At 42.6% G+C, this 22,457-nt stretch carries 16 protein-coding genes; 8 read left to right on the top strand and 8 right to left on the bottom strand.

Going from position 1 to position 22,457, the window contains the following annotated elements; all coding sequences use genetic code 11:
• Positions 1-8 precede the first annotated feature (8 nt).
• From LAY57_RS08715 to LAY57_RS08705, 3 genes are all read left to right on the top strand, one after another.
• The gene (locus tag LAY57_RS08715) at positions 9-1,319 is read left to right on the top strand and encodes a hypothetical protein (protein ID WP_249066018.1); all 1,311 of its coding nucleotides are present in this window, start codon (positions 9-11) and stop codon (positions 1,317-1,319) included.
• Positions 1,320-1,401: 82 nt separating this feature from the next.
• Positions 1,402-1,614 carry a hypothetical protein gene (locus LAY57_RS08710; protein ID WP_249066017.1) on the top strand — a complete coding sequence of 71 codons (213 nt, stop codon included), beginning with the start codon at positions 1,402-1,404 and terminating at the stop codon, positions 1,612-1,614.
• 181 nt (positions 1,615-1,795) lie between these two features.
• Positions 1,796-4,267: a CHASE domain-containing protein gene (locus LAY57_RS08705; protein ID WP_249066016.1), complete on the top strand. Its 2,472-nt coding sequence runs from the start codon at positions 1,796-1,798 to the stop codon at positions 4,265-4,267.
• Between the two features lie 71 nt (positions 4,268-4,338).
• Here the strand turns inward: LAY57_RS08705 and LAY57_RS08700 are convergent, their stop codons facing one another.
• From LAY57_RS08700 to LAY57_RS08685, 4 genes are all read right to left on the bottom strand, one after another.
• Positions 4,339-4,863, bottom strand: coding sequence for a hypothetical protein (locus LAY57_RS08700; RefSeq protein ID WP_249066015.1), 525 nt, complete (start codon positions 4,861-4,863; stop codon positions 4,339-4,341).
• 26 nt (positions 4,864-4,889) lie between these two features.
• Entirely contained in the window at positions 4,890-5,660 is a 771-nt protein-coding gene (locus tag LAY57_RS08695) for a hypothetical protein (RefSeq protein ID WP_249066014.1), read from the bottom strand.
• On the bottom strand, positions 5,650-6,402 hold the full coding sequence (locus LAY57_RS08690) for a TIGR04255 family protein (RefSeq protein ID WP_249066013.1): 753 nt from the start codon (positions 6,400-6,402) through the stop codon (positions 5,650-5,652). The genes LAY57_RS08695 and LAY57_RS08690 overlap by 11 nt, the downstream gene beginning before the upstream one ends.
• Positions 6,403-6,545: 143 nt before the next feature.
• Positions 6,546-6,686, bottom strand: a complete 141-nt coding sequence (locus LAY57_RS08685; RefSeq protein ID WP_249066012.1) for a hypothetical protein — start codon at positions 6,684-6,686, stop codon at positions 6,546-6,548.
• A 50-nt stretch (positions 6,687-6,736) separates the two neighbouring features.
• Between LAY57_RS08685 and LAY57_RS08680 the strand changes: the two genes are divergently transcribed.
• The 3 genes from LAY57_RS08680 (at position 6,737) to LAY57_RS08670 (ending at position 15,170) form a co-directional block, all read left to right on the top strand.
• On the top strand, positions 6,737-8,179 hold the full coding sequence (locus tag LAY57_RS08680; RefSeq protein WP_249066011.1) for an RtcB family protein: 1,443 nt from the start codon (positions 6,737-6,739) through the stop codon (positions 8,177-8,179).
• 322 nt (positions 8,180-8,501) lie between these two features.
• Positions 8,502-13,967, top strand: coding sequence for a trifunctional serine/threonine-protein kinase/ATP-binding protein/sensor histidine kinase (locus tag LAY57_RS08675; protein WP_249066010.1), 5,466 nt, complete (start codon positions 8,502-8,504; stop codon positions 13,965-13,967).
• A 27-nt stretch (positions 13,968-13,994) separates the two neighbouring features.
• Positions 13,995-15,170, top strand: a complete 1,176-nt coding sequence (locus LAY57_RS08670) for a low temperature requirement protein A (protein ID WP_249066009.1) — start codon at positions 13,995-13,997, stop codon at positions 15,168-15,170.
• 35 nt (positions 15,171-15,205) lie between these two features.
• Here the strand turns inward: LAY57_RS08670 and LAY57_RS08665 are convergent, their stop codons facing one another.
• The gene (locus LAY57_RS08665; protein WP_249066008.1) at positions 15,206-15,886 is read right to left on the bottom strand and encodes a Uma2 family endonuclease; all 681 of its coding nucleotides are present in this window, start codon (positions 15,884-15,886) and stop codon (positions 15,206-15,208) included.
• 89 nt (positions 15,887-15,975) lie between these two features.
• On the bottom strand, positions 15,976-17,091 hold the full coding sequence (murG, locus tag LAY57_RS08660; protein WP_249066007.1) for an undecaprenyldiphospho-muramoylpentapeptide beta-N-acetylglucosaminyltransferase: 1,116 nt from the start codon (positions 17,089-17,091) through the stop codon (positions 15,976-15,978).
• 143 nt (positions 17,092-17,234) lie between these two features.
• On the opposite strand from murG, the gene LAY57_RS08655 reads away from it, so the two are divergent.
• Together LAY57_RS08655 and LAY57_RS08650 are read left to right on the top strand one after the other, a co-directional pair.
• Positions 17,235-18,089, top strand: a complete 855-nt coding sequence (locus tag LAY57_RS08655; RefSeq protein WP_249066006.1) for a DUF8623 domain-containing protein — start codon at positions 17,235-17,237, stop codon at positions 18,087-18,089.
• 159 nt (positions 18,090-18,248) lie between these two features.
• Complete coding sequence (locus tag LAY57_RS08650; protein ID WP_249066070.1) at positions 18,249-19,025, top strand: SDR family oxidoreductase; 777 nt, start codon at positions 18,249-18,251, stop codon at positions 19,023-19,025.
• A 287-nt stretch (positions 19,026-19,312) separates the two neighbouring features.
• Here the strand turns inward: LAY57_RS08650 and LAY57_RS08645 are convergent, their stop codons facing one another.
• Positions 19,313-21,541: a pentapeptide repeat-containing protein gene (locus LAY57_RS08645; protein ID WP_249066005.1), complete on the bottom strand. Its 2,229-nt coding sequence runs from the start codon at positions 21,539-21,541 to the stop codon at positions 19,313-19,315.
• Positions 21,542-21,964: 423 nt separating this feature from the next.
• Positions 21,965-22,456, bottom strand: a complete 492-nt coding sequence (locus LAY57_RS08640; protein ID WP_338022378.1) for a DUF2614 family zinc ribbon-containing protein — start codon at positions 22,454-22,456, stop codon at positions 21,965-21,967.
• Position 22,457 lies beyond the last annotated feature (1 nt).

Genomic DNA, 22,457 nt, shown 5'->3' with positions numbered 1-22,457 from the left:
AGGGGGACATGGTTCGTTCTAAAGGTGAGGTAGCTATTGCTAATGCCTTATTCAAGGCTGGACTTGAGTATGAGTACGAAGCATTTATGACATTTGATGAAGGTTCTTGTCATCCAGACTTTATTGTTAAGCATGGAAAGCGGGTATTTATTTGGGAGCATATAGGGTCTGGAATGGCAGAAGAACCAGGCTATTTGGAAAAGCTTCGATTCAAGCTTTATCATTATCGGTGTTTATCGAGTTATAAATATAGCGTCATCGTGACAACACCGGATGATATCCCTGAAAGAATTATTAAAGAAGTAATAATGTCACCCAACCCACCCCATGAATACAATTCACAACCGAGGGTACAAGATGAACCCCATGAAGAAGAAGAGTGGCCTTTGCCTTCTATAGCTCCTTCAATTATACCTAAAGTTACGGATAAAACCCTAACACCAACAGCCATACGCAAACGATATATTGAGGAAGCTGGATTACGAAATAACCAACATATACAGCTTTTTGTTGTTGAGGTTGGAGGAGTTAGACTAATTCGTAAATCTCATTTTGCCGAAAAAACTTTAAAATTCGATATATCGGAAAGCGGTATTGTCGAGAAAATAAAGAATCATAGAATTACTTACCTATTCGTTTCTGAAGCCTACAAGCTGGGTCTTGAAGGAGATGTAAACTTAAATAAATTGCCAGAGGGAGACATTGTTAAGAAATTTTGTTTATATTCAACCAAAAGAAATGAATGTACTAATCCAGCGGTTGCTAAGTACTTAAGAGATAATAATAAGGAAGAAGAAGAAAGCGTTTTTAATAAAATAAAAGAAATACTCTTCCTTTATAAAGATGTAAAACCTCAAATTCATATACTTGTCGAGTTAACGGAGGAACTATCACCTTCAGGAATAATGGCGGCTCATATCCAGGGCGGGGAACCAAAGCCTAAAACTAAAGTCAATAGTCATAAGTTTGATATCGTAATACCTGGTAGTCCTTATTACATAAATGAAGTAAATCGAAATATCGAAGATGTGCTGAAACAACGTGATGCTTGGGAATGGGAAGAAGCAAGGAAGTTAAAAGAAATGGCTATAAATGCACCAATGGCTATAAAGGCAGCTATTTTGAAAGCAGAAATTAGTAGAAAAGGAAATCGGAATAAAGAAGAAGCAAAAAACAACAATACAATCGAATATCGACCACCAAATAAGAATGAAGCTATAAAAACAAGAGAGAAGCAAAAAAAAGAAGAAGCGCGTCGTCATGCACGGTTAAAAGAACTCGGTGTGCGTCTACGCGAGCAGGATAAAAATGATCTGTAAAATTAAAAAAAGCGATCGTACTTTCCTCAAAAGTGCTTCAAAGTGAAACTGCCACTACTGTATAAAAGAATTGGAATTTATTATGAATGATCGACCCAGAATTCCCGATCCAGAAACGAGAAAGCGCCATGTCGAGAAACTGCGAGAAGTTGTCCGTATGTACGACGATCTGAATCTGTTACTCGATAAAGCGATCGCACAAGCAGAAGAAGACATCCGCCACAGTCCCCTGACAGCTTATCGCTTGGGGAAGGCAAACCGTGTAACAGCACAGGAGAAAGAATCAGACTCATAGATTTTTTAGCGCGATCGCTCAAAACTTTACAAAAGTGCGATCGCGTCAGCAGTTCTCCCTTTATGCGTTCTGCCAGCAACTCCAATAGCATTGAGGTAGTGTTGCGGAATCGATCGTCTAAACTAGAGGAGATCGACTCTTTATACTACAGCTCGATTGAGCAAAGGCTAAATTAACCCAAATGGCTTTACCTAGAAAGCGTCGCTACACTCCTGCGTTGCTGATGCTGTGCGCGGGAATCTTTTCATCCTTTGTCGCTAGCCTAACTGTAGGAAACTGGGAAAGAGAAAACCGAAAAACTCAATTCCAGAATCAAGCAGATAAGCTGGCAACAGCCTTACAGCAAAGTATCGATACCAATTTGGGAACGCTCCGAGCAACTGGCAACTTTTATAGGGGGTCTCAAAAAGTCGATCGGCAGGAATTTGAAATATTTGTTCGAGACTTCCTGACTAGGTATCCCAGCATCTTTGCATTTGGCTGGTCGCAGCGTGTATTGGCAAAAGATCGACAAGTTTTCGAGCAAGCAATTCGAGCCGAAGGTTATGCCAATTTCCAGATTCAAGAACGATCCTCCCAAGGTAAGATGGTTAGAGCCGGAGAGCGATTGGAATATTTTCCCGTTACTTATACAAGCGCATTGTCTAACCAGAATGGAGCCTTAGGCTTAGACCTCATTTCTGACTCCATGCGTCGCTCTCCTTTGAAAAAGGCAGGCGATACAGGAGCAATGAGCAGTACCGGACGAATCGAACTCGTTACAACTAAACAACTCAGCTTTTTAACATATCAACCTATCTATCTTAACGGTGCTTCCCTCAATAGCCTGCAATCTCGTCGCCAGAACTTCTTAGGAGTTACCACAGCCGTTTTTCAAATTGCCGATATTGTCAAAGCTGCTTTACCGGAATTGGAATTAGACAATATTAATTTTTATTTGTTCGACGATTCGGCAGCGGTAAAAGACCGCTTTCTGTCTTTCTACCAATCGGAAAATCAGCAGCTTGTAACAGATATAAACCGCGAAATACCTGTAAAGATTGGCGTGGAATCGCTTTGCTGGAAAAACTTAGTTTTCTGTACCCGCAAGCTTAAACTTGCCGATCGCCAGTGGTCTATCCTCCTGCTTCCTACGCCGGGATACCTCAGCATCCAAACTTACTGGGGGGCGGGTTTAACGCTCTCGATCGGCTTGTTATTAACAACTTTTATAACTATCTATATGATGATGTCATTGCGTCATACTTTCCAAGTAGAACAACTGGTTCAGCAACGTACAGCACAAGCCAAACAACTCAGCGAAACTTTGAAAATATTGCAGCAAAATATGGAGATGCTCGACTTAGCTAATGACAGCATCATCATTCAAAATCTTGAAGATAAAATCACCTATTGGAATCAGGGTGCAGAACGGCTATATGGCTGGACAAAAACTGAATGTGTGGGTCAGTACATCCATACATTCTTGCAGACTGTTTTTCCGAAACCTCTCGAAGAAGTTATGGCAATATTTCTACAGGAAGGTCATTGGGAAGGCGAACTAATTCAGACGAAACGGGATGGTACGCAAATTATTGTAGCCAGCCGTTGGACTTTACAACGCGACGATTTGGGTTACATAATTGCCAAGCTAGAAATTAATAATGACATTACCGAACGCAAGCAAGCCGAAGAAGATCTGCGCCTCGCTTCAGTGCGGGAACGCGAGAAATCAAAACAATTAGAGCAAGCGATGCAAGAACTTCAAAAAGCACAAGTTCAACTGATTCAAACTGAAAAAATGTCCGGCTTGGGGCAATTGGTTGCGGGAGTGGCGCATGAAATTAACAACCCAGTTAATTTTATCTACGGCAACCTAACTCACACTAATGAATACGTTCGAGATTTACTTCAACTCGTGCGCTTGTACCAGCAGCACTATCCCAACCCCGATCTGGAAATTCAGCAGCATACTGAAGACACGGATATAAACTTTCTTGTGGAAGATTTGCCTAATATGCTCTCTTCGATGAAAATAGGTGCAGAACGCATTCGTCAAATTGTGCTTAGCTTGCGGAACTTCTCTCGTCTCGACGAAGCGGAGATGAAGCAAGTGGATATTCACGAAGGCATTGATAATACGCTGTTAATTTTACAAAATCGCCTGAAATCAAAACAAGATTGTAGCGCTATTGAGGTGATTAAAGAGTATGGCAATCTGCCTTTGGTAGAGTGTTATGCTGGACAACTGAATCAGGTGTTTATGAATATTATAGCTAATGCGATTGACTCTTTGGAGTCACGCTTCGCGAACGATGCTTTGGAACAGGGGAGATTATCTTCCCGATCGCCTACCATTTCAATTCGCACGGAAATGTTGCCACCCGATCGCGTTGCGATCCGAATTGCTGACAACGGATCTGGAATGACACCAGAGGTACAAAAACAATTGTTCAATCCGTTTTTCACAACGAAGCCAGTAGGAAAAGGCACGGGTTTGGGCTTATCGATCTGCTATCAAATAGTCGTAGAAAAACATGGCGGCATACTGCGGTGCGAATCGGAGTTGGGAAAAGGAACCGAATTCTGGATCGAGATTCAAGTGCGGCAAAGTGCATCCGCATCAGGCGATCGCATTTCGGGAAGTGCGTTTTCCCAAAATGATTTGATCTAATAGAAGTAGACTGCGGCTGCTACCCTAAACTTATTGGAACAATCAATCGAACAGGCAGAGATAAATACCCTTTAGTTTATCACCATCATTGTCTCACACTCACATTGAATAAGGTTACTTTTAACTGCTTTACATCCACGTTTTTCTTGATATTCAAGAATTTGAATAGTCTGATTTTTTTTACAGCGATTTGCTTCTCTACCTTTCGTCAAAAGGTTGTAGCATAACCTTTTGGCTGTATCATTATCAATTCGAGTATTAAAGTGTAGTTTTTGAACATATAGACAATCTCCTTCTATTTTTTTTTCAATAGTTATACCAACTTCTTGTAATTCCTCCTCTGTTATCCAAATAAAATCAATGTCTTGGTTCCTTGGATTTCTTGTCGCACTTAGAGATGCAATTACCCCATAAAACTCTAAATCTGAGGTTACTCGCCAAATACTATACACATCTTTTGTAAATAGTCTCTCAGCTACTCGATTAGCTCGTTCTTCTATGCTGTTACATCCTTCAGGGTTCCAGCGGGCACGGCTATCTATTTTTCTTATAAATACAGGAAATTGTGCGCCAAATTCTGCAAGAGTAGGAAGCATTTTATGATGTAAATATACTGCAAAACTTATTCCATCGCTTCCTTAGCATATTTTTGGATATATTTATCTGACTCATTATCAGATGCGAAATAAGCTAAGTGAATCTCGATCTTATCCTGAGAAATTTCATTTTGCAGTATCGTTAAAGCATCTATAATTGCCGCTTTAACTAAGCGTCTGTTCTGCTGAGGAATTAATTTGGTAATTGTATTAAACCTCTGTTCTGGTTTGATTTTGTAGGCACAGGCAATGCCTTTAATTAAAACTTCCCATTTTGCTTCTAGATCCAGTACGTCCTTATCATCACTAAAATTACCACGAGCATTAGTATTAGCTACCTTAAGGAGAATCTGACCGCATTCAGATAGCAAGTCAATAGCACCGTCGTATGCCTCTTGAACACCCCTCTTGTTGCTCCACTCTAGGACTTCTAAAACTAATTCAATGGAATTTATATGTTGAGCAGTTAATTTTCTCCGTTTTGCTCTCAGACTTGGTTCTGTAAGAAAATATTCTTTAATCAGTGGGTCTAAAGCATTTTCAGATAAAATTCGCGCTGATTTTGGTACATAGTTTTTTTCTTTAGCTTCTTCGATAAGAGACAAAGAATAGGATAAAGGCTCTTTGTGGGAAGTTGCTTTTGGAAGTAATGCAACGGTTTTGCAATGGTGTGTTTTCAAACTGTTTCCGTGTTTATAATCCGCCGAATGTATTAGATCCAAAAAATATGGAGTAGGAACTTTCTTGGATTTAAGGTTATCGCTAAAGCAAGGAATATCTAGTGTTTTAGTTCTCATAACGTCCCCATTTCTGCTGAGCGTCTTTTTTAGTTAACTCTAAAAATCCTCTAACTATATGCTCATGTGCAAGCTTAAACCAGTCCGGTAACTCTTTGTTAGCATCTAAGCTTTGTGCTGTTAGTCGAAATAATACAAAATCTGAGTCATCAGCTTCTGCGGTTCTTTGATCTACTGTAACTGTCAATTCTCCTTCACTATCAGGTAAAGAAAAGACTAGCTGAATATCTTGAAATTCTGGTATTCCAAGAATACCATCCCAGTTGCCACCAAGGAAGGTAAATATCTTTTGGTGATCTGCTGTGTTATTCCAAACCGAATTTTCCTTATTAATTACATTAAGATATGTCAATTCATACCTAGAAGGTTTGAAAGGGTCTTTTCCCAGCTTTGACCACCATTCTTGTAAAAAGATCCACTCTTCCAAAAATGCGGCAAAGATTTTTTCAAAATGAGGATATTCGGATTGATTATTGTTTCTCCAGTTATAACCGAAGAAATTGTCTTGAATTTGCACCATTTTCTGACTATCCGAAGAGATGAACAAAGCTCTACGGAGAGGCGGCACCGAAAGGTCAATGTCATTATCTATAATTGGCGCTCTATCGACTTGCGATGGAAATCGTTCGCGAATCGCTTGCCAATACAGTCCGAAATCAACTGAGGAAAAATTTGTTTCCTCTAATTCGACTGCCAAGACAACTTCTAAAAGAGGTGGGTTAGCAAATTTGACTATAGCCATTACACGCGATACAGATCCTTCATTATGGTAATTAAAGTTGACATCAAACTAAAAATTGGGTAAAGCAGTAAGTTTCATAAAAAGAATATTGACTATTGTGGGCTACACCTTAACTGTACTAGGTAAAGGGTCATCCATCAAGGTTAAATTTTGAAATAATCCTTTTTAATTTCTCGACCTGAACTAGGAGCGGGCCTATAGAGGCGATCGTAAAACTGCTTGTAAGGGCGATCGCTATCAGCTATAATACAAACACTAGACTGCGGCTGCTGAACCAAAGTCACCTATCCCTTCACCTCATGTTGGTCGTCCTCCGACCCGCAACACACTATTTATGCAGCAGCCGAAAAATCTCAAACGCCTCCTTCAAGCTTTGGCTAAACAGGGGCTCGATGTCAACTACAACGATCGCACTTACTCTGTCCGCCTTAACGATTCTCCCGATGCACCAACTGCGGAAATCCTTCTCCCAGAAGACTTTCCTGTAGAAGCGAAAGCACTCAAGCAGCTGGCGAATCTGGCACAAATTTGCCATCCCGCAGGCGGTTCTGTGTGCAAATGCTGTGCAACGCCAGACTTTCATCCCGGTGATGCTGGAGTTGCTATAGGCTCAATTGTGCAAACAGAAGGGATGCTTATCCCCGCCGCTGTCGGTTCCGATATCAACTGCGGAATGCGATCGCACGTCGTTGACTTATCCCTAGAACAATTTCTCACAAAACGCGATCGCTTTGTCGAATTAATCAAAGGCGATTACTTCTTCGGTACTCGCGATGTCGCTATGACTGCCAAAACCGCCCGCGCCCTTTTCGGGTACGGGATTCCAGGTTGGCTGGATGCTATGCTGGATGCGCCTACAGGTAGCATAGTTAAATCAAACTTAGACCAATTAGCGACTGAGTGCGATCGCGTATACTTAGGTGGTTCCATGAATGGTGACTGGAAATGGGCACCAGAAGAACTCGTTCCAGACTCAGGAATTGTGCGCGATGGCGGATTGGCTACCATCGGGGGAGGCAATCATTTTGTCGAAATTCAGGTAGTTGAAGAAATCGAAGATAAGGCGACAGCTTTCGCCTGGGGTGTGCGTAAAGGACAACTCGCCTTTATGGTTCACTCCGGTTCTCGCAATGTGGGCAAATATATTGGGGGAATGTGGCGCGATCGCGCCCAAGCCGCATGGCCCAAACATCTCAAATACCCCGATTCTCGCCTTTTTCCTCTTTCCGTCACAGCCAATCCCAATCTTGTCAGCGACTATCTCCAAGCCGAAGCAACTGCTGCTAATTACGGTTTTATCAATCGTCTTTTATTAGCAGAATTATTGCGTTTGCGTTTGCGGGAAGTTTACGGAGATTTGGAAGCACCATTAGTTTACGATTTACCGCACAATATTACTCTTTGTGAAGGTAATAATTGGGTAACTCGTAAAGGTGCTTGTCCCGCACATCTCGGACAACCAGTAATTATTCCAGGTTCGATGGGAACAACATCTTACCTGCTAATTGGAAAAGGAAATCCGGCATTTCTTTCTTCTGCTTCTCATGGTGCGGGAAGGATACGTTCTCGTTTCGATCTCAGCCGTGAAGGTGCCCACAAAAGCGAGGATGCTTTGGGTTTAACTGGAGTAGATTGCATAACTCTGCGCGAGGAACGCAGAATCGAAGAAGCACCCGCAGCTTATAAGCCAATTCAGCCGGTAATTGATGTTCAAGTTGCAGCAGGTATGGTTGGTGTCGTGGCGCGTCTGAAACCAGTGTTGACTTTTAAAGCGTAGCATCGTGAAAAGTAGGGTGGGCAATGCCCACCCTACTTTTTTAGATAAATTGCGATCGTCACTAATCTAGATTCGATTCCTAAAGCAGACTCAAAATTCGCAATTTCCTTACAGTCTCCCACTCTTCAAAACGTTGTACACCGACTAGAAAACCGCTGTAAACGCAAGGCTATATTTTAGACACAGATATGATAAAGTCTATCTGTGCAAGGGGTTTCGGCAGAATCAGTTAATAAATGTATCCAAATGATGACATCATAAGTGTTGATTAGTTAAAACAGAGGTTACTCAGTTAGGCAAAAGTTGTCAGGGAATGGTCACAATGCTAGAGCTTCCAGGATATCAATACCTCGAACTAATTCACGAAGGTGTGAAGAACGTTATTTATCGCGCCAAAAGAAATTTAGACTCAACTTACGTAATCGTTAAAGCCCTTAAAGCGCAATATCCTACCCTGGAAGAAATCACCCGCTTGCGCCATGAATATAAAATTTCCCGAAATTTGGATATAGAAGGAATTATCAAATCTTATAACTTAGAAGATTTAAAACACGGTATAGCTATAATTTTGGAAGATTTTGGCGGAACATCGATTAAAAAGGCTTTTTTATCGTCTAAATTAACCGATTTAATCGAATTTATGCAAATAGCCATTCAGCTTGCAGATACCCTTGGCGAACTGCACCAAAACCAGGTTATCCATAAAGATATTAAACCTGCCAATATTCTCATCAATTGCGAAACAGGTCAAGTCAAGCTAGCAGATTTTAGCATTTCCTCTCGCTTAATGAGAGAAAATCCTGCGATCGCCAATCCCAACCAAATGGAAGGCACTCTTGCCTATATGTCCCCAGAACAAACTGGGCGAATGAATCGCTCTATTGATTATCGCACAGATTTTTATTCCTTGGGCGTGACTTTTTATGAAATGCTGACAGGTGAATTGCCTTTTAGTTCTACCGATCCTATGGAATTGGTTCACTGTCATATTGCAGTTCAACCAATTCCCCCATCGCGGCTAAATCCAAATATTCCGCCAGCGGTTTCCGATATCGTAATGAAATTAATGGCGAAAACTGCTGAAGATAGATATCAAAGCGCCCTTGGACTTAAAGCAGATTTAGAAATCTGTTTTAAGCAGTTAGAAAATACTGGAAAAATTGGTGAGTTTTCACCCGGCAAGCTGGACAATTGTGGGCAATTTTTGATACCCCAAAAACTCTACGGTAGAGAAAAAGAAGTTGTTGCGCTGATGGATGCGTTTCATCACGTCAGTCAAAGTGCAACCGAAATGATCCTAGTCAGCGGTTACTCTGGCATCGGTAAAACCTCAGTCGTTAATGAAGTTCACAAACCTATTGTCCGTCAGCGCGGCTATTTCATATCTGGCAAATTTGACCAATTCAAGCGCAACATTCCCCATATGGCGTTGCTGCAAGCATTCCAGTCATTAATACGTCAGCTATTAACTGAAACTCACGAAAAGGTAGCAGGTTGGAAAGAAAAAATATTAGCGCAATTGGGAAATAATGGCGCTGTAATTATTGATGTCATTCCCGAAGTTAAGCTGATAATTGGCGAACAGCCTCCCGCGCCAAACCTGTCGCCAACTGAATCTCAAAATCGCTTAAACATTGTGTTTCAAAAGTTCATTCAAGTATTTACCCAGAAAGAACACCCGCTGGTTATTTTCCTGGATGATTTGCAGTGGGCTGATTCCGCTTCATTGAAATCGATCGAGTTATTGTTGACAAATCCCGATAGCAAATATTTATTGCTGATTGGTGCGTACCGAGATAACGAAGTCAGCCCCACTCATCCCGCAATTCAGACTATAGAAAAGATTCAACAGGCTGGTGCAACTGTTAATAATATTGTCATTCAGCCTTTGGATATACAGCACGTCAGGCAATTAGTAGCCGATACGCTTAACGATAATGTTTATTCAAAGCCGCTAGCTGAGTTAGTTTTCCATAAAACGGGTGGCAATCCTTTTTTCTTGACGCAACTGCTGCAAACTCTGCACGCAGAAAAGCTACTGACGTTCAATTTTAGCTTAGGTGTATGGCAGTGGAACATAAGGCAAATTCAAGCGATCGGCATCACTGACTTAAGCGTGGTGGAACTCGTTGCCAGAAATATCCAAAAACTTCCTCCTGAGACGCAGCAAGTGTTAAAGTTAGCTGCTTGTATCGGAAATCAGTTTAATTTGGAAGTGCTGAGTATAGCCCATTGTAAATCTCAGCCAGACACCGCAGAAGATTTGTGGGATGCACTTCAGGCGGGTTTAGTTTTACCTCTCTCTTCTGCTTATAAAATCCCCTTGCTTGGAGACTGGCAACTGGGTAATTACCAATCACCTATCACCAATTCCCAATCACCAATTTCCTACAAATTCCTGCACGATCGCGTTCAACAAGCCGCCTATTCTCTCATTCCAGAAGAACAGAAAAAACAAACACATCTAAAAATTGGTCGTTTGCTGCTTGAAGCTACTCCTCAAGATAAAATTGAAGAAAATATTTTCGATATTGTCAACCAATTGAATATCGGCGAGGAATTTATCACCAAGCAGACAGAAAAAAATGAACTAGCAAAACTGAATCTCATTGCTGGCCAAAAAGCAAAAAATAATAATGCTTATGTAGCTGCTGTAAAGTATTTGAATTTGGGATTAGAAATTCTCCCAGAACAAGCTTGGCAAACTCACTATGAACTATTTCTTCATCTCCATCTAGAAGCCGTAGAAGCAGAATACTTAACAACTAACTTCAAACGATCGGAAGAGCTTTTAAATATAGCGTATACATATAGCAAAGATTTACTCAGTCAAATTCAGACCTTGGAATTAAAAATAAAATTTTATATTTATACTACTCAAATTGCGTCAGCGCTACAAACCGCAATTGATGGTCTGACAATGCTGGGGGTTTCATTACCCAATCAGCAAGTCAAACTGAGTACATTATTCCGCTCGTTGCAACAAAAAATTAACAAAAACGGGAGTGAAACAATTGAGAATCTAAATTTTCTTCCCAAAATGATCGATTCTTATAAAATCGCGGCAATGCGGCTCTTAATGAACGCCGCTTCTCCTGCTTACTTGACAAATCCTACATTGTATCCGCTAGTGATTCTTACAATGGTCGATTTGTGTGTCGATTATGGTAATTCGACCTATGCCGCTTTTGCGTATGCTCAGTATGGCTTGATTTTAAATGGGGTGTTAGGAGACATTGATTCTGGGTATCGATTTGGTCAACTAGCAGTGAATTTGTTGGATCGATTTGATTCAAAACAACTAAAATCGAAAGTACTTTGTTTATTTAACTATAATCTCAGACATTGGAAAGAAAAGGCTAGAAATACTCTGGCCCCCTTGTTGGAGGCCATTCAAGTTGCATTAGAAGTTGGAGATATAGAATTTGCTTGCTATAATGCTTGCGCTTATTGTACGCACTTATTATTTGTAGGTGAGCCTTTAGAATCTGTTGCTGATTATCACAGACAGTATATAGATATGCTGTTTAATCTTAAGCAAGAGTTTAACATAGATTATTTAAAATTGCACCAAGAAATGATAGATAAATTAATCGATGGGCGGAGCAATAAATCTAATTTATTAGGCAACTATTTTAACGAAAATGAAAGGCTGCCTGTTTTGCTAGAGCGAAGAAATTATAATTCGTTATTTGCTGCTTATCTATGCAAAGCCTTTCTCTGTTATTTATTTAAAAATCACGCTCAATCTATGGAAAATTCTAGGTTAGCTGCAACCTACCAAGCCTCTGCCGTAGGCGGAATGTGCGTTGCTGTCCATAACTTTTACTATTCTCTCGCTCTCTTAGCATTGTTTCCCAACGCTACAGAAAATGAGCAAAAACAATACCTAAGCCAAGTTAAAGAGCATCAAAAACAAATAAAAAAGTGGGCTTTTCACGCCAGATCAAATTTTCAGCATAAGTACGAACTTGTAGAAGCTGAAAAAGCGCGAGTTTTGGGTCAAAATTGGGAAGCATCGGAGTATTATGACAAAGCTATTCAAGGAGCAAAAGAACAGGGATATCTTCAAGATGAAGCACTCGCCAATGAATTGGCGGCTGAGTTTTATTTCTCTCACAACAAAGTGACGATCGCGGAAGCTTATCTCACTAAAGCTTACTATGGCTATATTCGCTGGGGAGCTAAAGCAAAAGTTAAAGATTTGGAATCAAGATATTCTGGCTTATTCTCCACACTGCTTACCAGAATTAATCCTAGCACCGAGGTAACTCGAACTTGGACAGTAACCTCAACAACGACGAGTACCAGTAACAATTCAGCGATGTTAGATCTGGCCACAGTTCTCAAAGCATCCCAAGCTATATCCGGCGAAATATTTCTAGATAGGTTGCTTTCTGAGTTAATGCAGATTCTAATAGAGAATGCAGGTGCAACGCAAGGTATTCTCCTATTGAAAAAAGGAAGTAATTTTATACCAGCAGCTAAGGGAAGTGTAGAAAACTCCGATATTGTCGTGCAACTGTTGGCGACAAAAGAGGAATATAATGATCTTCCCATTTCACTGCTTAACTATATCGAAAAAACTCAAGAAACTGTGGTATTAAATAATGGAACAATCGAGGGAATTTTTACCGCAGATCCTTATATCATCCGCACCAAACCTAAATCAATTTTATGTTTGCCCCTAAAAAGTCAAGGCTCCCTAAATGGCATCCTTTATTTGGAAAATAACCTGGTTATGGGAGCTTTTATCCAGGAGCGAGTCGAAGTTTTGACGTTTTTAGCTTCGCAAGCTGCGATCTCCCTAGATAATGCTAATTTATACGAGGAATTGCAAGATTATTCGCAAGAGTTAGAACTCAAAAATGCTCAATTGGAGGAAGTGTCAGCACGGGAGCGATCGAAAGCAGAAGAACTAGAGTCCAGCCTAAACAAACTGCAACAAACTCAAGCACAACTAATCCAGACAGAAAAAATATCGAGTTTAGGGCAATTGGTAGCGGGAGTCGCTCATGAGGTTAATAATCCCGTCAGCTTTATCTCAGGCAACTTGCATCACGCCTCAGAGTACGTGCAAAACATGATAGAACTCTTAAATCTTTATAAGTATTACTATCCCAATCCTACAGACGATATTACCGAAAAAACTGATGAGATCGATTTGGAATATGTGCTGGAAGACTTGCCAAAAATTCTTTCTTCCATGCAAATGGGGATTGACCGCATCCGCGATATTATGCAGTCATTACGCAACTTTTCCCGTACCGATGTAAATGCCAAACAACCTACCGATATTCATGCAGGGATAGACAGCACTCTGATGATTTTGCAACATCGCCTCAAGGCTAAACCAGAACGTCCGGCAATACAAGTAATTAAAGAGTATGCCTCTTTGCCGTTAGTTAATTGTTATGCCGGACAACTGAATCAGGTATTTATGAATATCCTAGCTAATGCTATTGATGTCTTTGAAGATGATAGCAGGTATTCGATAGTGGATAATCGGAAGAATTTAGAGCAATTGCCTAGTATTCGGATTAAGACCGCAGCAATAAAAGAAGAGAAAGTAATTATTTCTATTGCCGACAATGGGCCAGGGATGACAGAAGAAACCCGCACAAAATTATTTGCTCCCTTCTTTACTACAAAGCCAGTCGGCAAAGGTACCGGGTTGGGGTTGAGTATTAGCTATTCCGTTGTAGTAGAAAAACATTGTGGTAAACTTTCTTGTATTTCAGCACTAGGACAGGGATCTGAATTTATCATTGAGCTTCCTGTGCTGTGAACCGGAAACGCTAAAGGAAATCCTCTTATGACAAAAGGTTTGTGGCAGCCTCCCCGTCTGCGTACTGCTGGAGAAAATGAAGAAGAACGACGCGCTACTTGGCTGGAACTATTTTATGATTTAGTGTTTGTGGCAGCGATCGCAGAAGTAGCTCATAATCTACACGGGCATCTCTCGCTGACTGGCTTCTTAGGCTACGTGCTGCTGTTTGTGCCAATTTGGTGGTCTTGGGTTGGGGCAACTTTTTACGCCACCCGGTTCGACACCGACGACTTAGGACACCGACTGCTGACACTACTCCAAATGGTAGCGATCGCAGTCCTCGCAGTCAACGTACATGATGGCTTAGGCAAAAGTTCAGATGACTTCGCCCTTTCTTATGTAACTGTGAGAGCTATTTTGATTCTCCAGTATCTCATCGCTGGATACTATGTAGTGGCAGCGCGTGCCTTGACAAATTGGTACATCCGAGGCTTTAGCATTGCTGCTGCCATCTGGTTTGTGTCAGTCTTCGTGCCAGTTCCTTGGCAGTTTGCACTTTGGGTGTTGGCGCTAATTATAGACTTCGGCACACCTCTCACCGCCGGAAAATTGGTTGCCAAGATACCGCCGAGCTTTTCACACATACCGGAGAGAGTGGGGCTATTTACTATTATCGTCTTGGGTGAGGCCGTCATGTCTGTGGTGAAAGGAGTCGCCCAGTTGCAATGGGGTATCGCATCTGCGCTGGTTGCTTTGCTGGGTATGAGTATCGCTTTTAGCCTATGGTGGATCTATTTCGATAGCGTTGATGGCTCCCCTCTTCGAGCTATGCAAGTTGGTAACATGAAAATCGGTCTAACTTGGCTTTATTCCCATTTACCCCTCGCTCTTGGTATTGCTGCTACTGGTGTGGGTGTGGAATACATTGTTGTATCCAGCAAAACGGAAATAATATTACCATCTGCCGAGCGATGGTTGCTCTGCGGCGCTGTGGCAATATGCTTAATTTTCTTGGCGGTTATCCACTTCATAACTTGTACTTTGGGAACAACACAACGCCGTAAAATTTTAGCCGCTTATCGCTTAGGGGCTGCGGCTTTTATTTTGATTCTCGCCATCGCTGGAGTCAATTTATCACCATTGGTGCTGATGGCATTGGTAGCTTTAGCTTGTGCCGTGCAAGTTGTTCTGGATCTCCTGGGAAGCCCTGAAAACAAGTAATATCAAGTCCGGGAACAATGAATCATCAATAGCTTTTACTCTACATTCAAATTGGCAATTTGTTGACCAAACCAACTAGCAGCACTAATATTAGTTCCTTCATTTAAGCGGTGAAGAGTTTCTTCTAATAGTGCAATTGGCAAATTATTCAAAGCTACAGATTGGAAGATCTGCTGATATATTCCATTTGACTGCAATCGAAACACTATGACCCGTTTGCCCAGAACATCGATTACCCAATATTCTGGTATTTCTAAATCAGCATAAATTTTCTTTTTTTCATCCAGATCGCTTGCCAAGGTAGTATCAGAAATTTCACCAACCAGATCGGGAACTCGCCATTTATTCAAATCAATATAACGAGATTTTCCTGTTTCCCATTGCGGTACACCTTCACCGATATATAAAACTAAATCTGGCGAAGCTGCTTGCTTTTTCGGCTTCTCAATTAAACAACCCCCCAAATCGCTAACTGTCAGATCTGAGAAGCGATTGAACCAGATAAAAAATAGCATCGCAAAGAGACGAGCGACACTGGCGTGATTAATTCCTTCTTTACCCATGTCAACAAAAAGGCTGTCACCATTAAAAAATAACCTAACTATTTCTGGGTTAGGATCGTCACGATAACGTAAGTAATCCTCCCAAGTCGCTGGTTCCCATTTTAGCACAGAAGTGCTGGATATTTGGCTAGTTGTAGAAATCGAAGTAGTCATAGCTTTAGTATATCCGCAAGGGTTACTACAATTTTAGCTTGTCATTAGTCATTAGTTTTTACAATGACTAATGACTAATGACTAATTAATCAATTTTCCAGTAATTGACGCACTAAATTACCCAATTTTTTAGCGCTATCTATCACTGCCAAATTAGCAGCTGCATCGGCCATTGTTTGCAGCTTTTCCGGTGATTTTAGCCAAGTTATCACCTGTTCTGACAATATTTCCGATGTTAGTTCCGATTGCCGAAACACCAATCCCGCACCCGCTTCTTTAAACACGGAAGCATTGAAAAATTGATGATCTTCTGCCGCAAAAGGATAAGGAATCAGGATTGCAGGTGTTCCCGTTACTGTCAATTCTGTCACGGAACCAGCACCAGCACGACTAATTGCTAAATTAGCTCGTTGCAACAATCCAGCCATATTGTCGTAAAATGGCACTTGGATATATTGCGGATGTTGAAGACTGGCAGCATCTGGATCGTTATCGCCTGTTTGGTGTACGATCCAAGCACCCGCATCAAACCAGGCAGGCGCAGATTCCCGCACCATCTTGTTGACGGCAACCGCACCCTGACTACCACCAAACACTACAATCAGGGGAACGTTTTCTGGAATCGGCAAATCCAGCTTTTGAGGTTGGAGGAATTGCGATCGCACTGGCGTACCAGTATAAATTGTCTTAGCCCTTGGTAAGTATTTGGCCGTAACTTCAAACCCGACAGCCACAATACTGCACCAAGGACTCAACCAGCGAGTCACTTTACCTGGTAAAGCGTTGGATTCGTGCAAAATAGCAGGCAAACCGAGCGATCGCGCTGCAATAATCGCAGGTGCCGCAATATACCCGCCCGTGGTGAATACACCATTAAATTTACCCTCCTTTAGCAACTTCCGACAGGCAAGAATAGCACCGGCGAACCGCCCAAAGATTCGCAGTGTACCCAAACCAAAACGTTGTTGGAATCCTGACAAAGCGATCGTGTTTAGGGGATACTGGGAGGGAACCAGCTGTTTTTCCAGGCGGTTCGGAACACCTAGCCACTCAATTTGGTAATCTGGCAATTGTTCTGCAAGAGCAATCGCCGGAAATAGATGCCCTCCCGTACCGCTGGCGGCAATTAGCAGTCGCGGCAGTCTCTTGCTTGAGCCTTCTGGGGAAGACCCTTGTCGATCGAGATTCTGTTTCTCAGTTACCATCAAGTCAATAAAGCGATATTCGTTTTCTAGGGGCGATGGCGTCGGGGCTAGGGACTAGAAAGCAACAAAGTGGGGAACAATGCCCCAGCCCGAATGGCCCCACAGCCCCAGCAACCCAAACACCAACTCTCAAAATATTACCGATGCGTAACCCTCTGAATTTGCTAAAAGGCTTCTCTCGACATTTTCCCCCCGCTTTTCTGGTAACTTTAGCGTTATCAGCTGGGTATCCAAGCGCCCAAGCAGCAACTCCCGACACCGCACCTGGAGAACTGAAAAACACTTTAGCGCAAATAGATACCGCCGCCAATAACCACAACGTTCCGGCTGTAATGCAGTTCTACAGTTCAAATTTTACCCATACCGATGGCTTAAATCGTCAGAGTATGGAAAAAACCCTCACCCAACTTTGGCAGCGCTACCCCCAACTGAATTACCGCACAGAACTTGTATCTTGGCAATCTCAAGGCAATGGGTTCGTAGCAGAAACAGTAACTCAAATTACTGGTACAATGCCTGTACAGGGAAGAGACTGGAGTTTCAACTCTACTATTCGATCGCGGCAGCGTTTTGAAGGCCAAAAAATTGTCACTCAAGAAATCTTGAGCGAACGAACTCAGCTATCCTCCGGCGAAAAGCCACCCACACTTGATTTCAGATTACCCGAACAAGTTCGCACAAATCAGGAATTTAACTTCGATGCGATCGTCAAAGAACCTCTAGGCGATGATTTGCTTGTAGGAACGGCTTTGCAAGAACCTATCAGGGCTGATAAATATATTAACGCCACACCAGTGGAGTTAGAAGGACTCGATGCCGGTGGTATTTTTAAGGTCGGTCGCGCACCAGCTACCGAAGGTAAATACTGGATTTCAGCAGTTTTGATTCGCGCAGATGGGATGACAATACTCACACAGCGTTTACCAGTTGTCAATCGCACCACAACAGGATCTGGGTCTCAAAACCGTTCATCTTCTGGGCTTACAAATTCCCTCTAAGAGGGGCTAGAAAAGTCAAAAGTCAAAAGTCAAAAGTCAAAAGTCAAAAGTCAAAAGAAAATAGGGGCTAGGGGAAAAGGGAAGATTTGAGATTTGAGATTTTAAAATCTCAAATCTCAAATCCAAAATCCAAAATCTAAAATCTAAAATTGATTGATGATGGTTTCGATTCAAGAACGAATTGTTCTGATCACTGGCGCAAGTAGTGGCATTGGCGCATCTTGTGCCAAACTTTTTGCTCAAGGCGGTGCTAAACTAATTTTGGCAGCGCGGCGCTTGGAACGCTTGGAGCAGATGGCAGATAGCCTCAGCAAAGAGTTTTCTTCCTCCGTTCATCTGTTGCAGCTCGATGTGCGCGATCGCTCTCAAGTCGAATCTGCCTTACAATCTCTCCCAGATCCTTGGTCTAATGTTGACGTTCTGATCAACAATGCCGGTTTGAGTCGAGGTTTGAGCAAACTGCACGAAGGCAACTTCCAAGATTGGGAAGAAATGATCGACACCAATATCAAAGGTTTGCTCTACGTCACTCGCTATATCTTACCGGGAATGGTTAGTCGTGGTAGCGGTCACGTGGTCAATATCGGTTCCATTGCCGGTCATCAAACCTATCCCGGCGGTAATGTTTACTGCGGTTCTAAGGCAGCAGTCCGAGCAATTTCCGAAGGCTTAAAGCAAGACCTTTTGGGAACGCCAGTACGAGTCACTTCCGTAGACCCCGGTTTAGTCGAAACCGAATTTAGCGAAGTCAGATTTCATGGCGATACGGAACAAGCTAAAAAAGTTTACCAAGGACTAACTCCCCTTACACCAGATGATGTAGCCGATGTGGTCTTTTTCTGCGTCACTCGACCAGCTCATGTCAACATCAGCCAAGTGCTTTTAGTCCCAACAGACCAAGCAACTCCTACTATGGTTCATCGTCGCAAACTGTAGTTTATAATACAAAAAAAATCTTAAAATAATAAGGATTGGGGCTTGTGCTAGGGCTTTTTTTGGTGGTATTATTTTTATAATGGAAAAATTTACAAAAATATTATTAAAGTCAACATTCCCATTATAAAACGAGTTTACCAGAAAATTTTCCAAAAATCAATAGCTATCCCCAAATCATTTTAGCGAAAACAACAAATGAACGTAAAACAGCCGCGCCCTTAGAAACCGGGTTTCTTGGAGAAACCCGGTTTCTGAGTCTTCAGTATATTTACGCGCCACCTACTTAACTACGGACAGCGATCGTGACGCCCGCCTTGAGCGCAAATATACGCAAGTTGCTCAGCGTCTAAATTTTTAGATTTATTAAAATTAACGCCCTTAAGGCGAGGGCCTGTTGCAATATTTGGCGTTTGAATAAATTGATCCTGTCCAGTAGGTTGGTTAGAGGCGACAAAAATTGCACCCTGAAAATCCGCTCCCTCCAGATTCGCACCCCGGAAATCTGCCATACTCAGATCGGCATTCCTCAAATTAACATTCTGTAACTGGGCACTGCTAAAATTAGTGCCCTTAAGTCGGGTAGAGCTAAGGTTAGCATTTTTGAGTACAGCACGAGTCAAATTAGCGCCAGACAAATCGGCGTCTCGCCAGTCGGATTGAGTCAGATTAGCCAACTGCAATTGTGTTCCCACCGCACTTACTCTAGTTAAACTAGCCCCATACAGATTAGCTTGGGATAAATTGGCTTCTGTCAAATCAGCACCAGTTAAACTGGCATTTTCTAAGACAGCTTGCTGCAAAGAAGCCGCAATCAGTTTAGCACTGCTAAGGTTGGCACCTTTTAGGTTAGCCTGAAATAAGTCTGCCTGATTGAGAGTAGCGAGAATTAGACTGGCATTTTGCATTGAAATATGATTTAAAATCGCACCAGTCAGGTTAGCTTGCTTGAGTTCGGCACCGCTTAAATCTGCTAAAGCATCGTCGAATGTCCCCAAACGGTTATCTTCACCGGCACCGATGAAGCGACTGCCTTGAAAACTAGCACCAGTTAAGATTGTCTCTCGAAAATTAATCCCGGATAAGTCGATTTTGTCAAGTACCAAAGCGAAAGGTGCCGAACCGAATGTTTGGCCTAGTGTCGTCCGGCTGAGATCTTTGACCCTACTTGGATTATTGTTAAGAATAAGAATATTAGCGATCGCTTCTTGAGTGGCGTGGAGTCGCAGACGAGCCAGTGCGTATGGATTTTTCGATATTTCCTCATCGGTAAGTGCGTTTTCATTCTCCGGCGCTACTGACGATTTGGATGAAATCGCCTCAGACTGTTGTTGGGTGTTGCTAAGCTGTAGAGAATCAAGGTCTTTAGCTAAAGTCTGATTCGATCGTTGCAATTCTGGCAAAGCATCGAGGCCAATTGTCACCAAAACTTGCTGAATTGTTTCGATCGCTTTTGGCTCTTTTTCTTGAGCCAGCAAATCGACTAATAACCTTACTACCCGTGGATCGTCTTTTGTAGATCCTAGAGCCAAAATTGCTGAGAGTCGCTCTGCTATTGTCCCGTTAGCAGTAGCGGTTATCCGCTCTGTAAGGGCAATAAATACCTTATTTTTCTGGTATTCGGCTATTAGCCGATTGTCCTGAGTTTGACTGTAAATTTGGGCTGCCACAAAAGCTCCCGCCACAACGATCGTGCTGACTGCAAACAGGATCGTCAAGGTTATACGAGAATGCCGACGCATCCAGTCCCAAATCAAGCGAGTGCCCAGAGGAAATGCTCCTGTGCTACTACTATGCACAAGAGTTCCTGTGCTACCGTGTTTCTCGATAAGCCAGCGTGGCGGTGATGGCGGAAAAGTAGCCGTTAGGGAACGATCGATTTTAGTCGTATCCACAACCAATGTTCCTGCAATTCTGTCATGCAGTGTCCGGCGTCGGCGATGTAAATTCCCGCTGAGTCCATCGAACAGCAGCAGCAACCCAAGCAAACCCGTCAAAACGCTCAAGTCTGGATAGGCACCAATGTAGCGCCAGACGGTGAAGGCAATTCCCCCCGACAAGCCCCATCGACCGAAACTTTCGCGCACCAAAGCCCGCCTTAAACCGGGGGGATCGCCCTCTGCTGTCGTCACTTGAACGCCAAACCAACGTTTGGCAGGAGTTTGGCCGCTCACTCCCAGCCTGTAGAGTTGCCAGCTAGCGACGATTAGAGGAGCCACCAGCGCCGCACTCCAAAGGAAATTAGTGGCTGGTGTCACCTGTCGATTTTTTTGATAAATTGGCAAAGCGAGGGTTTGCGCGATCGCGTCCTGAGTAGTCACCAGCAAAGGATTCAGAGGAACAGGTTCGCTAGTCCGCTGTGACTCTGCATATAAGCCTATACTGAAGGGAACTACCCCAGCAGCCACAATCAGGGACACTTCCACAACCCAAGCACCGCAACGACGAACGCCCAGAGGCAGTTTATGCGATCGCTTCTGCCAAGATATTTGAGATGAATTGCTACTTTTCTTCTGCATAAGGATAATTATAAGATAGTTCCTTAAAGCTCAAAATTATCTGGATAGATATGTTGATATTAAGCTGTCCTTAAACATCGGTTACCTAAAAAATTTGCCTTGTTCTCTTATCTGCGTTAATCTGCGTTCATCATTCTTCATCTGCGGTAAAAACTTAACCAACGATAACAACAGACAATTTGACGATATCACTCATCAGTCGGTCATCCAAAAGATTTTATTATGCCGTGTCCCTACAGCTTATATAAAACAAAAGAACCGATAATCAACATAATTCCGGCTCTTTTAAAGTTGTGATGCTTTTGTTCAAATAAATAACATTTTTATACCTCTTACCCCGACCCTCTGCACAAGCGCTCCTCTTACCCTCTCCCCTCTGCTCAAAATAGCATAGTAAATACGGAAGAGCCGTGGTATTCGTCTTCAATCTTCGATTTGTTTAGCTGAAACCTCAACTGCTTGAACATCAATAGTACCGGGAGGAGTGATGCGGCTAAAATGGCCTTGCTCCATCCGCAGGGGTTCACTACAGCTGGGGCACCGCATATCAGTCTGATTTAACCCAGTTAGTTGATAGCCACAAACGGGACATTTGTCCTCAACTAGGTTGCGTTGCAGCCACCAGCGAAACGCAAAGAACGCTATCACGGGTGCCATGAGGATGAGGATTACCAAAATCACAAAAGATTTAACTAACCAGCCCAGCCCAACAGCACCCAACACCCAAAACATTACCAGCAGGGTGATAGCACAGCCAAAGCCTGAAAGATTCAATTGAGAGGTTCTGATGCTGCCCATTTTCTGCATCTCATCTTGGTCTGCCTCTAGCATAGCGAGTTCCGGTAAGGGACGGGCAGAGGGGAATTTTAGATTTTGGATTTTGCGCGAAGTGGGCGTCTTGGCGGTTCCCGTCACG

The sequence above is a fragment of the Argonema antarcticum A004/B2 genome (genome assembly GCF_023333585.1).
Taxonomy (GTDB): Bacteria; Cyanobacteriota; Cyanobacteriia; order Cyanobacteriales; family Aerosakkonemataceae; genus Argonema; species Argonema antarcticum.
Note: the sequence above shows the minus strand (reverse complement) of the source record. Positions and strands in the feature narration are given on the sequence as shown.